At 63.1% G+C, this 13039-nt stretch carries 10 protein-coding genes; 2 read left to right on the top strand and 8 right to left on the bottom strand.

What is annotated here, in order from left to right; genetic code table 11:
- Position 1: 1 nt before the first annotated feature.
- Together glcF and QM801_RS01670 are read left to right on the top strand one after the other, a co-directional pair.
- Positions 2–1300 carry a glycolate oxidase subunit GlcF gene (gene glcF, locus QM801_RS01675; protein WP_415017477.1) on the top strand — a complete coding sequence of 433 codons (1299 nt, stop codon included), beginning with the start codon at positions 2–4 and terminating at the stop codon, positions 1298–1300.
- On the top strand, positions 1290–3428 hold the full coding sequence (locus QM801_RS01670) for a malate synthase G (RefSeq protein ID WP_415017476.1): 2139 nt from the start codon (positions 1290–1292) through the stop codon (positions 3426–3428). Before glcF ends, QM801_RS01670 begins: the two co-directional genes overlap by 11 nt.
- A 19-nt stretch (positions 3429–3447) precedes the next feature.
- Here QM801_RS01670 and QM801_RS01665 read toward each other — a convergent pair whose 3' ends face one another.
- From QM801_RS01665 to chvE, 8 genes are all read right to left on the bottom strand, one after another.
- Complete coding sequence (locus QM801_RS01665) at positions 3448–4317, bottom strand: ABC transporter permease (protein WP_415017475.1); 870 nt, start codon at positions 4315–4317, stop codon at positions 3448–3450.
- Entirely contained in the window at positions 4314–5318 is a 1005-nt protein-coding gene (locus tag QM801_RS01660; RefSeq protein ID WP_415017474.1) for an ABC transporter permease, read from the bottom strand. The genes QM801_RS01665 and QM801_RS01660 overlap by 4 nt, the downstream gene beginning before the upstream one ends.
- The gene (locus QM801_RS01655) at positions 5311–6396 is read right to left on the bottom strand and encodes an ABC transporter ATP-binding protein (RefSeq protein ID WP_415017473.1); all 1086 of its coding nucleotides are present in this window, start codon (positions 6394–6396) and stop codon (positions 5311–5313) included. The genes QM801_RS01660 and QM801_RS01655 overlap by 8 nt, the downstream gene beginning before the upstream one ends.
- A 190-nt stretch (positions 6397–6586) precedes the next feature.
- Positions 6587–7747 (bottom strand): extracellular solute-binding protein, encoded by a 1161-nt coding sequence (locus QM801_RS01650; protein WP_415017472.1) that lies wholly within the window; start codon positions 7745–7747, stop codon positions 6587–6589.
- A 169-nt stretch (positions 7748–7916) separates the two neighbouring features.
- The gene (locus tag QM801_RS01645) at positions 7917–8831 is read right to left on the bottom strand and encodes an EamA family transporter (RefSeq protein ID WP_415017471.1); all 915 of its coding nucleotides are present in this window, start codon (positions 8829–8831) and stop codon (positions 7917–7919) included.
- A gap of 93 nt (positions 8832–8924) precedes the next feature.
- On the bottom strand, positions 8925–10142 hold the full coding sequence (mmsB, locus tag QM801_RS01640; RefSeq protein WP_415017470.1) for a multiple monosaccharide ABC transporter permease: 1218 nt from the start codon (positions 10140–10142) through the stop codon (positions 8925–8927).
- 1 nt (position 10143) lies between these two features.
- Entirely contained in the window at positions 10144–11706 is a 1563-nt protein-coding gene (mmsA, locus tag QM801_RS01635) for a multiple monosaccharide ABC transporter ATP-binding protein (protein ID WP_415017469.1), read from the bottom strand.
- A gap of 104 nt (positions 11707–11810) precedes the next feature.
- Positions 11811–12857, bottom strand: a complete 1047-nt coding sequence (chvE, locus tag QM801_RS01630; RefSeq protein ID WP_415020876.1) for a multiple monosaccharide ABC transporter substrate-binding protein — start codon at positions 12855–12857, stop codon at positions 11811–11813.
- Positions 12858–13039: the final 182 nt, after the last annotated feature.

The raw sequence follows: 13039 nt of genomic DNA, 5'->3' as shown, positions 1-13039 counted from the left end.
GATGCAGACACACTTCTCGCTTGAGCAATTGCAGGACCCGGTGCTGGCCGATGCCAACGGCATTCTCCGGGCCTGCGTCCATTGCGGCTTCTGCACCGCCACCTGCCCGACCTATGTGCTGCTCGGCGACGAACTCGACAGCCCACGCGGCCGCATCTACCTCATCAAGCAGATGCTGGAGGAAAACCGCCCGGCCACCGAGAGCGACGCCAAGCACATCGACCGCTGCCTCTCCTGCCTCTCCTGCATGACCACCTGCCCGTCCGGCGTGAACTACATGCACCTGATCGACACGGCGCGGGTTCACGTGGAAGAGACCTTCGACCGCCCCGGCCCTGAGCGGATGCTGCGCAACCTGCTCGCCGCCGTGATGCCGCGCCCCGGCCTCTTCCGCCATCTCATGTCGGCCGCCGGCCTCGCAAAGCCCTTCGCGCCGCTGTTCGAACGCCTCGGCCTCAAACGCATCGCCGCCGCCCTTGCGCTCACGCCGCTGTCACTGCCGCGCGAGATGACCGGCCGCCCCGGCCACTATCCGGCAGAAGGCGTTGAGAAGGGCAAGGCGGTGCTGCTGCGCGGCTGCGTGCAGTCGGTGCTCGATCCCGGCATCAATGCCGCCACCATCCGGCTCCTCAACCGCTTCGGCTGGAGCGTCACGGTCACGGAAGGCGAAAGCTGCTGCGGCTCGCTGCCCCACCACATGGGGAAGGAAGATGCCGCCCTTGCCTATGCCCGCCGCACCATCGACCAGTGGACAGCGGAAAACCCCGACGTGATCGTCATCACCTCGTCCGGCTGCGGCACCACCATCAAGGACTACGGCCACATGTTCCGCCTCGATCCCGTCTATGCGGAGAAGGCAAAGGCGGTGGCGGCAAAGGCCCGCGACATCAGCGAACTTTTGGCCATGCTGGACTTGCCCGAGGGCAAGGGCGGTTTGCGCGTCACCTATCATTCCGCCTGCTCGCTGCAGCACGGACAGCAACTGAAGACGGGGCCGCAGGCGCTGCTCCGCCGCGCCGGATTCGAGGTGACGGATGTGCCCGAAGCCCAAATCTGCTGCGGTTCGGCCGGCACCTACAACATCCTGCAACCGGACATTTCACAACGCCTGCGCGACCGGAAGCTCGCCAACATCGCCAGCACCGATCCGCAGGTGATCGCCGCCGGGAACCTTGGCTGCATGACGCAACTCGCGCAAAAGAGCGGCGTTCCCGTTGTCCACACCGTTGAACTTCTCGACTGGGCCTATGGAGGCCCGCCGCCCCCACAGCTTGATCAGGCAAAGACAAATGCACATTGACCGCCACGGATTGAAGGTTGACCAGCTCCTCGAGCGCTTCATCGAGAACGAGGTGCTGCCCGGCACCGGCCTTGCGCCCGACCACTTCTGGAAGGGCTTCTCGGCGCTTGTTCATGATCTCGCACCCAGGAACCGCGCCTTGCTGCAGAAGCGCGATGCCCTGCAGGCGAAGATCGATGCCTGGCACCGCGCCCACCCCGGCGCGGGCATTGCCGCGCAGAAGGATTTCCTCGAGGAGATCGGCTATCTGCTGCCGGAAGGGCCGGACTTCACCATCGACACCACAAACGTGGATCCCGAAATCGCCAGCGTGGCGGGCCCGCAGCTTGTGGTGCCCGTCACCAATGCGCGCTACGCCCTCAACGCCGCCAATGCCCGCTGGGGTTCGCTCTACGACTGCCTCTACGGCACCGATGCCATGGGCAGCCTGCCGCCCGCAGGCGGCTATGAGCGGGGCCGCGGTGCGCGCGTCGTGGCGCGGGTGCGCGTCTTTCTCGATGACGTCTTCCCGGTGCAGGGCACCAGCCATGCGGATGCGCGGCGCTATCACGTGAAGGATGGCGCGCTGCTGGTGGACGACATGCCGCTCATCCATCCCGAGAAGTTCGCGGGCTACCGCGGCAATCCCAAGGCGCCCGACTCCGTTCTCCTCCGCAACAACGGACTTCACGTAGAACTGGTCTTTGACCGGGCCCATTTCATCGGCAGCAAGGACCAGGCGCTGCTGGCCGACGTGGTGATCGAAAGCGCGCTCTCCGCCATCATGGACTGCGAGGACTCGGTCGCCTGCGTCGATGCCGAGGACAAGGTGCTCGCCTATTCCAACTGGCTGGGCCTGATGAAGGGCGACCTTGAAGCCAAACTCGAAAAGGGCGGCAAGACCTTCATGCGCCGCCTGAACCCCGACCGCGAGTTCACTGCGCCGGACGGCAAGCCCCTGCTGCTGAAGGGCCAGGCGCTGCTCTGGGTGCGCAATGTCGGCCACCTCATGACCACACCCGCCATCCTCGACAAGGGCGGGGCCGAAATTCCCGAAGGCCTGATGGATGCGGTGATCACCACAACCATCGCGCTCCACGACCTCAGGAAGACTCAGGGCCCGCGCAATTCGCATCTCGGCTCCGTCTATGTGGTGAAGCCCAAGATGCACGGGCCGGAGGAAGTGGCCTTCACCGACGAGATATTCACTTCCGTCGAAAAGCTGCTGGGACTGCCGCAGTACACCGTGAAGATCGGCATCATGGACGAGGAGCGCCGCACCACGGTCAACCTCAAGGAATGCATCCGCGCCGCGCGCCACCGCGTGGCCTTCATCAATACGGGCTTCCTTGACCGCACCGGCGACGAGATCCACACCTCGATGGAGGCTGGCCCCTTCAGCCGCAAGGACTTCATCAAGCGCAAGGGCTGGATCACGGCCTACGAAAACCTCAATGTCGACATCGGCCTCGAATGCGGGCTCTCGGGCAAGGCGCAGATCGGCAAGGGCATGTGGGCCGCGCCAGACATGATGGCGGCGATGCTGGAGCAGAAGGTCGATCATCCCAAGGCGGGCGCAAACTGCGCCTGGGTGCCCTCGCCCACAGCGGCGACGCTGCATGCCCTCCACTATCATCGCATCGACGTCTTCGCCGTGCAGAAGCGGCTGGCGAAGGGTGGGCGCCGCGCCCATGTGGAAGCCCTTCTCGATATTCCGGTTGCCGCCTTCCGCATGTGGAGCGAAGACCAGATCCTCCGCGAGATCGAGAACAATGCGCAGGGCATCCTCGGCTACGTGGTCCGCTGGATCGACCAGGGCATCGGCTGTTCCAAGGTGCCGGACATCAACAACGTCGGCCTGATGGAAGACCGCGCCACGCTGCGCATCTCCTCCCAGCACATCGCCAACTGGCTGCACCACAAGGTGTGCAGCAAGGAACAGGTGACGGAGGTGATGAAGCGCATGGCGGCAGTGGTGGACAAGCAGAATGCCGGCGACACCGCCTACAAGCCCATGGCGCCGGACTTCGAGCTGTCAACCGCCTTCCAGACGGCCTGCGATCTGGTGTTCAAGGGCCGGGAACAGCCGAACGGCTACACCGAGCCCCTGCTCCATGCGGCACGCCTCAAGGTGAAGGCGCGGAACTAGCGCAACAGGATTGAGGCGATCAGGCCGCTTCGCCGCGTTCGGCGAGGCGGGCGTTTTCCTTCATGCGCTCGGCGGCGGCGTCCTCGCGGCGCTTCAGCACCTCGTAGATGAGCGCGCCCAGCAGCGAGAGCCCGATGATGATCACCGCCAGCGCCGAGAGCACCGGCGTTGTGCCCTGCCGCGCTTCGCCCGCCAGCACCGTCACCAGCGTCTTGTCGGCGAGGATGGCGAAGGTGGTGGTGTTGAAGTTCTCGAATGACGAGAGGAAGGCGATGACCGAGGCCGAGAGAAGCGCCGGCTTCAGGAAGGGCAGCAGCACGTGCCAGAACACCTGCGGATAGGAGGCGCCGAGATCGAGGGCCGCTTCCTCCTGCGCGCGGTCGAAGCGGGTGAGACGCGCCATGATGATGAGCAGGCAATAGGCAGCGACGAAGCTCGACTGGCCGAGGATCGACAGCACGATGCCCTTGTAGAAGGTGGCCTTGGTGAAGTCGGTGAGGCCGAGCGCGTCCTTCCAGAAGATCACCGTGGAAATGCCGATGATGACGCCCGGCGTGAGCAGCGGCGACACCGTGACCAGATAGAAGAGGCCGCGGGCGCGGTGATAGATCTGGTTCATGATGATCGAGGCGGCAAGGCCGATGGGCACCGAAATCACCACCACGCCGATGCCGATGATGATGGAGTTCTGCAGGCCTTCCATCATCAGGCGGTGCTCCCACAGCTTGCCGAACCACTCGAGGGTGAAGCCCTCGAAGGGAAGCGCCTGGGGATAGTTGGGCGTGTTGAAGGCGGTGATGCTCATCACCATCAGCGGCCCGAAGAGATAGAGAAGGAAAAGCGCGATGTAGAAGCCCAGCATCGCGCGCGCGACTTTGCTCGAGCTCATCGGATGGCCTCCCCGAGCTTCACCTTGAAGAGGCGGAGCATGACCATGACGAAGGTGATGCAGGCGGCCAGCAGGATGAAGGCGTAGGCCGAGCCGCGCGGCCAGTTGAAGGCTTGGAAGAAGAAGTCATAGACCGTCATGGTGAACCAGCGCTGCTGCGGGCCCGAAAGGAAGAGCGGTGCAGCAAGCGAGCCTGCCGCCAGCATGAACACCATGGTGCAGCCCGAGGCGATGCCGGGCTTGGCATAGGGGATCACCACGTCGCGGTGGATCTTCCACCACGGGGCGCCAAGATCGCGCGCCGCCTCGATCTGGTTCTTGTCGAGGCTTTCGATGGCATTGTAGAGCGGGAAGATCATGATCAGCAGGTTGGCGTAGCTGAGGCCGATCCACATGCCGGTGTTGGCGCTGAGGAAATCGATGGGGCCGTCAGTGAGGCCGATACCCATCAGGCCCTGGTTGATCAGGCCCTTGGAGGCGAGCAGCAGGCGGACCGCGAAGGCGCGCAGGATTTCATTGATCCAGTAGGGCACGATCAGCGCCAGCATGAGCAGGCGCACCTTCTGCGCCGTGCCGGCCTGGGCCATGTAGTAGGCCAGCGGATAGCAGATGCAGAGGTTGAAGAAGGCGATGATGGCCGAGACGATGATCGAATAGACGAAATTCGACATGTGCAGCCAGTTCCACTCGTTGTCGGTGGGCGACACGAAGAAGGACTTGTACTGCGCCAGCGTCAGGAAGTCGTTGGGTCCGCCGCGCTGGGTGGGCGGCAGCTTGGGATGGAAGCTTTCCACCACCATGTAGAGATAGGGCAGCGTGACGAGGAACAGCGTCCAGAAGGCGACGAGGCCGACGAAGGTCAGGCCCAGCACCATGCCGTTCCGCTCCCAGTAGCTCTTGTGGGTGGGATCGTGGCCGAGCTTCGATTCATAGCGTGACAGCAGCCAGAAGCCGACGATCACCAGAAACGGAATGAGGAGGACGAAGCTGCGGCTAGTCACGGGCCATCTTCCCTTCCGGGAGGACAAGGCCGTAGGCCTCGTCGTAATGCACCGTGGCCTTCTCGCCCTGGGCCGGAATCTTTGCACCGCCATGGCGGCCCACCGTGACGGTGATGTCCTTCTTGCCCGCCCCCTTGAGGAAGACGTGGGTCATGTTGCCTTCGAAGGCGACGCTCTCCACCGTGGAGGAGAAGCTGGTCGCGGCATCGCCCTTGCCGATCTTCAGGGACTCGGGCCGGACGAAGAGAATGGCCTTGTCGCCGGCCTTCAGGCCCTTGGGATTCTTGCCCGCAAGCGCGCCGAAGGGCGTGTCGACGACGGCCGCGCCATCGGCCACCTTGCTCACGGTGCCGGAGAAGGCGTTGTTCTCGCCCACGAAGGAGGCGACGAAGGGCGTCTGCGGCAGGTCATAGACCTGCTTGCCGTCGGCCACCTGCTCGATCACGCCGTCGCTCATTACGGCGATGCGGTCGGACATGGTGAGGGCTTCGCCCTGGTCGTGGGTGATGTAGATGAAGGTGATGCCGACCCGCTGCTGGATGGCGCGGAGCTCGGTGCGCATGTGCTGGCGGAGCTTGAGGTCGAGGGCCGAGAGCGGCTCGTCGAGCAGCAGCACCTTGGGTTCGACGGCAAGCGCGCGGGCAATCGCCACGCGCTGCTTCTGGCCGCCGGAGAGTTCGCTCACCAGCTTGTCGCCCTGGCCCTTGAGGGCGATGAGGTCGAGAAGCTCGTCCGCCTTCTTGCGGCGGGTGGTCCTGTCGATGCCGCGCACACGGAGGCCGTAGGCGATGTTCTCCGCCACGGTCATCAGCGGGAAGAGCGCGAGGTTCTGGAAGATGAGCGCGGTGGGGCGCTTGTTGGGGCCGATCCCCTGCATGTCCTGCCCGCCGATCTTCACGTGGCCGGCAGTGGGATCAAGAAAGCCCGAGACGGTGCGGAGGATGGTGGTCTTGCCGCAGCCCGAGGGACCGAGGAATGAGAAAAATTCACCGCCCTTGATGTCGAGCGTGGCATCACTCACGGCCGTGAAGTTTCCGAATTTCACCGTGACGTGGTCAAGCTCGACGCCCGCACTCATGTAGTCTTCCCCTGCGTGATCTTCTTGTGATTTGGCCGACTCATTCCACAGAACGCCATGCCAGATCAAGTGATACCAATGTGACCAGTTCTCAATCGACGTCTCAGAAAAGCAGAAGAGCCAGCCCCCGCGGGGACTGGCTCCAATTGTGCGGCACGATGCCGAAACACCGGGCGCGGTCTGCCTGAAATCAGGCGGCCTTGAACTTCTCGGTGTACTGGTTGCGGATTTCCGCATACCACGACGGTTCCGCCGGCCAGGGCCAGAGGTTCTTGAGGGAGTCGCCCGGATAGGCGTCCTGGAAGTTCTTCTTGAAGGCATCCGAAGTGAGCGCGTCGGCGCCCTGGACAACCGGGTTGTAGTTCGAGCCGTCGGCCACCTTCGCCGAGACTTCCGGCGTGTGCAGGTAGTTGAGGAACTCGTACACCTGGTCGAGGTTCTTGGCGGCCTTCACCAGCGTGATGCCGTCGATCCAGACGATGGCGCCTTCCTTCGGAGCCTGGTAGCTCACGGGCTTGCCTTCCTTCTTCAGGGTGAGCGGCGGGCCGTCCCAGGTCTGGCCGATCCACACGTCGTTCTCCATCAGGCCCGACTTGGTGTTGTCGGCGGAATCCCAGAACTGCTTCACCCAGCTCTTGTGCTCGATGGCGAAGGCAAGGATCGGGTCCCAGACCTTCTTGAAGCTGTCTTCGTCCTTGTAGCCGTCAAGCATGCGGTTCGAGGCCTGCTTGCCTTCGGCATCCCACCACAGACCGATGGCGAGGAGGAAGGAGTGGCCGCGGCCCTGCGTGTGGCCCTTGACGTCATCCTGCCAGAGCGAGCCGTAGGAGAGCTTCGCGAGGTCGCCCTTGTAGAGGTCGGTGCGGAAGGAGATGGCTTCCGAGCCCCAGCAATGCGGCAGGTGGTGGAGACCGTCGTCCCACTTCCACAGGTCTTCCGAAGCCTTCACCATCGACGGCAGGAGCTGGCCGACGTTCTTGAGCTTGTTCATGTCGAACGGAGCGGTGACGTCGATGTCCTTGAACTGCGGCGCGCGGTTCACGGTGGGCTGGCAGAGGTCGAAGCCTTCACCGCCGGTGGCCTGCAGCTTGTTGATCTGTTCTTCGTTCTGCGAGAACGGCGTCTGGTTCACCTTGATGCCGGTGGCCTTTTCGAAGTTCGGAATCACGTCGCCGGGGAATTCGTCCGACCACATGAGAAGGTTGAGCTCGCCCGAGGACGACAGCGCGTTGCGCGTCACGAGCGGGGCCGACAGACCGACTGCGCCAACTGCAGCGGCCGCCTTCATCACGGTGCGGCGAGACAGCTTGGCAGCGTTCAGCAGCTCCTTCGTTGACTGGATCTTGTTCATACTATTCCTCCAATGAAAGGTGGCCCTATGCCACCCGAAACTCCCATATGCCCGGTTTGCCCGGTTTCTGGCTGAGTTATTGTCACACTGTGACACTGATGTGGCGATACAGCAATGGGGGTATGCGACCTGGTCCAAGCCCGCCAGCCGGGCTGGCACTGACGCACTTTCAGCTTCGCCTGCTCATTTCCACATAAAGAAGCCCATAAAGACTGGCGGCAATCACCAGCATGGCCACCACCTGATAGGCAGCGACCGACTGGCCGAGCAACAGCACCGCAGCCAGCATGGTGAGAGCGGGCGCCGGAACGGTGATCGAGCTGGCCAGCGACACCGGAATGTGGCGCATCGCCAGAAACCAGAACAGCAGCTCGAGATAGTAGACGGCGCCGAACACCGCCGCTGGAACCTGAACGTTCAACTGCTTGAACTCGCCAAGAAATTGTTGCCCCTCCCCGCTTGCCACCACGGCTGCTGCGAGGAACACGCCCGAGATGACGAGGCGGGAAAGTGTCACCTGGTTGGCGGTCATGCGGGCCTTCACCAGCAGGCGGCGCAGCATCATGTGGGCTGCGCTCCACAACACCGGGATGGCCAGCACCATCAGCGACCAGAGGGAGATGTTGCCGAGGCTGAAGGTGCCGCCACTCACCAGGTAGGTAATGGCAAGGATCATGACCACGGTCAGCCCCAACTCGGCCCGGCCCCGCCTGTGCCCCAGAACGACGAATTCCATGAGTGCGGCGATAAGCGGGTAGGATTGCAGCAGGATAATAAAATTCACCGGCCCGACCTTGGCGGCCCCCAGCACATAGGCCCAGGTCGACAGGCCGAACATGGCGCCTGTCAGCAGCGCCACGCCCCACTCCCGGGCCGAGAGCGCCGCCGAGGACAGCAGGCGGAGCTCACCGCGCCGCCATTCCAGCAAGGTCAGCGGCAGAGCGGCCGCCACCTGCCAGATCGTGATGATGAGGGTGAACGTCAGGGCCGGGACATCAGCAGGCCGCGCGACGGCCAGAAGCGGCATGGCCCCGAGCAACAGCAGGCAGACGAGCGCGTGTCCGGCCCCGGTCTTCTTGGACATGCGGAACTCCGGAGCGAGCCACATCATGACCGGGTGCAGGATCACCGGACAGGGCCAGTCCGGCCTTAAATCAGGGCTCCACGTAAAGCGGGATCAGGACTTGTTCTTGAAATAGACGTCGAGGAACACGGCGAGCATCAGCACCACGCCCTTGATGACCTGCTGCCAGTCGATGCCGATGCCGAGGATGCCCATGCCGTTGTTCATGACGCCCATGATGAAGGCACCGATGACCACTCCGGTGATCTTGCCGACGCCGCCCGTGACGGCGGCCCCGCCGATGAAGCAGGCGGCAATCACGTCCAGTTCAAGGCCGGCGCCCGCCTTGGGCTGGGCCGAATTGAGGCGCGCCGCATAGACGAGACCCGCAAGTGCAGCGAGCGCCCCCATGATCGCGAAGATCATGATGGTGATGCGCTCGGTGTTGAGGCCGGAGAGGCGCGCCGCCTTTTCGTTGCCGCCCATGGCGTAGACGCGGCGGCCGAAGGTGGTGCGGGTGGTGATGAACATGAAGAGTGCGACCAACGCGAACATGGTGATCAGCACGTTGGGCAGGCCGCGGTGGTTGGCCATCGTCCACGAGAAGGCGAGGAAGGCGAGCGCGATGAGGACATTGCGGCCATAGAAGAGCTCGATCGGCTCTTCCGCCATGCCGTGGGCCTGTTCGAGCTGGCGGGCCCGCCAGTTCGACCAGATGATGAGGAAGGTGACGACGGCGCCGACCACGAGGGCGAACATGTTGATGCCGGCAGGCGCCATGAAAGAGAGGATGTCCGGCACGTAGCCGTTCGACAGGGCCTGGAAGCTTTCCGGGAACGGCCCGAGGTTGCGGCCCGAGAGCATGGCGATCATCAGGCCGCGATAGACGAGCATGCCGGCAAGGGTCACGATGAAGGCCGGGATGCGGAAGCGCGCCACGAACCAGCCCTGGAAGGCGCCGATCGCCGTTCCCACCGCAAGGCAGATGATGACGGCAGGCACCGTGCCCATCTTGAGATCGGACGGCCAAAGCGGATTGGTGACCATGAGCACGCCGGCGATGGCACCGATGAAGCCGGACAGGAAGCCCACCGACAGGTCGATGTGGCCCGCCACGATGATCAGCAGCATGCCCAGCGCCATGATGACGATATAGCTGTTCTGCAGGATGATGTTGGTCATGTTCAGGGGCGTGAACAGGATGCCCTTGGTGGTGATCTGGAAGAACACCATGATGGCGGCGAGCGAGAGCAGGAGCGCGTAGTCGCGGATGTTCGCCTTGACGAACGTCATGATGGAGGGGCGGTCTGCCTTTGCGGCGATGTCGGTCATGTCAGGTTCCCCATGATTTCATGATGGCGCGCATGATCTTTTCCTGCGTCGCCTCCTTGGCCGGCATTTCGGCCACGAATTTTCCTTCGTTCATCACGTAGATGCGGTCGGAGATGCCGAGGAGTTCGGGCATTTCCGACGAGATCACGATCACCGCTTTGCCTTCCGCGGCCAGCTGGTTGATGATGCCGTAGATTTCATACTTCGCGCCGACGTCGATGCCGCGCGTGGGCTCGTCGAGGATCAGCACCTCGGGTCCGGAGAAGAGCCACTTCGAGAGCACCACCTTCTGCTGGTTGCCACCCGAGAGGTTCACCGTCGTCTGGTAGATGCTGGAGGAGCGGATGCCGAGGTCCTTGCGATACTTCGAGGCAACGCCGATTTCCTTGATGTCGTTCACCACGCCGCGGTCGGACACGCCATTGAGGTTGGCGAGCGTCACGTTGTGCTTGATGTGGTCGATGAGCACGAGGCCGAAGGTCTTGCGGTCCTCCGTGACATAGGCAAGCCCGGCCTCCTTGGCCTTCGGGATGGTCGAGACGTCGACCGGCTTGCCGTGCATCAGCACCTCGCCCGAAATCTTCGTGCCATAGGCGCGGCCGAAGAGCGACATGGCGAATTCGGTGCGCCCTGCCCCCATGAGGCCGGCGATGCCCACAACTTCGCCCGCCCTGACGGTGAGGTTGAGGCCCTTGATCACCTGCCGCTCGGAATGCTGCGGGTGGTAGACGCTCCAGTTCTTCACCTCGAGCAGCGTGTCGCCGATCTGCGGGATGCGCGGCGGAAAGCGCTCGGAGAGATCGCGGCCCACCATGGCCTTGATGATGCGGTCCTCGTTCACTTCGCCGGAATGCACGTCCATGGTGTCGATGGTCTTGCCGTCGCGGATCACGGTGATGCGGTCTGCAACCTTCATCACCTCGTTCAGCTTGTGGGTGATGAGGATCGAGGTGATGCCCTGCGCCTTGAAACCCTTGAGCAGTTCGAGAAGCGCGTTCGAATCCTTTTCGTTGAGCGACGAGGTGGGCTCATCGAGGATGAGCAGCTTCACCTTCTTGTTGAGCGCCTTGGCGATCTCGACAAGCTGCTGCTTGCCGGTGCCGATGTTGGTGATGAGGGTGTTGGGGTGCTCGTCCAGTCCCACCTTCTTCAACAGCGCGCGGGTGCGGGTGAAGGCCTCGAACCAGTTGATGATGCCGTTCTTAGCCGTCTCGTGGCCGAGGAAGATGTTCTCGGCGATCGACAGGAGCGGCACCAGCGCCAGCTCCTGGTGGATGATGATGATGCCGATGTCCTCGGAATCGGAAATCTTGCGGAACTGCCGCTCCTGCCCCTCGAAGTTGATGGCGCCGTCATAGGTGCCGGCGGGATAGACGCCGGAGAGCACTTTCATGAGTGTCGACTTGCCGGCGCCGTTCTCACCCACGACGGCGTGGATCTCGGCCGGCATCACCGTCAGGTTCACGTCCGTCAGCGCCTTCACGCCGGGAAATGTCTTGGTAATGCCCCGCATGTCGAGAATGGGCTGCACGTGCTGCTGCATCGCCGTCTGGTTCGCTCCCATGTGGATTATCCGGCGGTTTTTCCGCTCTTCATCTTGTCTGTCATGATGTCCTGAAAAGAAAGGCCCCGCAAGTCTCCCTGCGGGGCCTCCAGATCACGAAGGCCTTACTGGAGGTCTTCGGCCTTGATGTAGCCGGAGTCGACCAGCAGCTTCTGGATGTCGTCCTTGCCGACCGAGTGCGGCACGAGGAGGTTCGAGGGAACCACCTTCTTGCCGTTGTCGTAGGTCTTGGTGTCGTTCACTTCGGGTTCCTTGCCCTGCATGACGGCGTCCACCATGGTGGCGGTCGTCTTGGCGAGGTCACGGGTGTCCTTGAACACGGTCGAGTACTGTTCGCCGGCGATCATGGCCTTGACCGAAGCGACTTCGGCGTCCTGGCCGGTGACGATCGGCATTTCAGGTCCCGGCGCATAGCCCACGCCCTTCAGCGAGGAGATGATGCCGCGCGACAGGCCGTCGTAGGGCGACAGCACGCCGTGCACCTTCTTGTCGGTGTAGTTGGCGGAGAGCAGGTTGTCCATGCGGGCCTGCGCAACGGCGCCGTCCCAACGGAGCGTACCCACCTTGTCCATGCCCATCTGGCCGGAGACAACAGCGATCTCGCCCTTGTCGATCATCGGCTGCAGCACGCTCATGGCGCCGTCGTAGAAGAAGAAGGCGTTGTTGTCGTCGGGCGAGCCGCCGAAGAGTTCGACGTTCCACGGCTTCACGGAGCCGAAGCGCTCCTTGAGGCCGGCGACGAGCGATTCAGCCTGCAGCACGCCCACCTTAAAGTTGTCGAAGGTGGTGTAATAGTCGACGTTCTCCGAGCCGCGGATGAGGCGGTCATAGGCGAACACCTTGGCGCCTGCGTCATGGGCCTTCTGCAGCACGTCGGTGAGCGTGGTGCCGTCGATCGAGGCGATGATGAGCACCTTGGCGCCCTTCGTCAGCATGTTCTCGATCTGCGAGAGCTGGGTCGGAATGTCGTCTTCGGCGAACTGGAGATCGACGTCGTAGCCGAGGCCGGTGAATTCCTTGGCCATCGATTCACCGTCGGAGATCCAGCGGGTCGACGACTTGTTCGGCATGGCGAGACCGACGAGGCCCTTGCCTTCGGCATGTGCGACGCCAGCGGTGGCAGCAGCAGCGGCGGCAACAACCGACGCCAGGAAAAGTCTGCGGTTAATCACTTGGTATCCTCCCTGATAAGCAGACTGCGCCGCCGGCACCATGCCGGTCTTGCGCTGTCATGGCCGCGGACCATAATGTGCGCGCCGAAAGCGATCAAGATTTTTGTATGACAAATAAGCCGTTCCTTGTATGACAAAAGCCCGGAGAAAATTGCGGCAGC

Source organism: Aestuariivirga sp., assembly GCF_047600585.1.
Taxonomy (GTDB): Bacteria; Pseudomonadota; Alphaproteobacteria; order Rhizobiales; family Aestuariivirgaceae; genus Aestuariivirga.
Note: the sequence above shows the minus strand (reverse complement) of the source record. Positions and strands in the feature narration are given on the sequence as shown.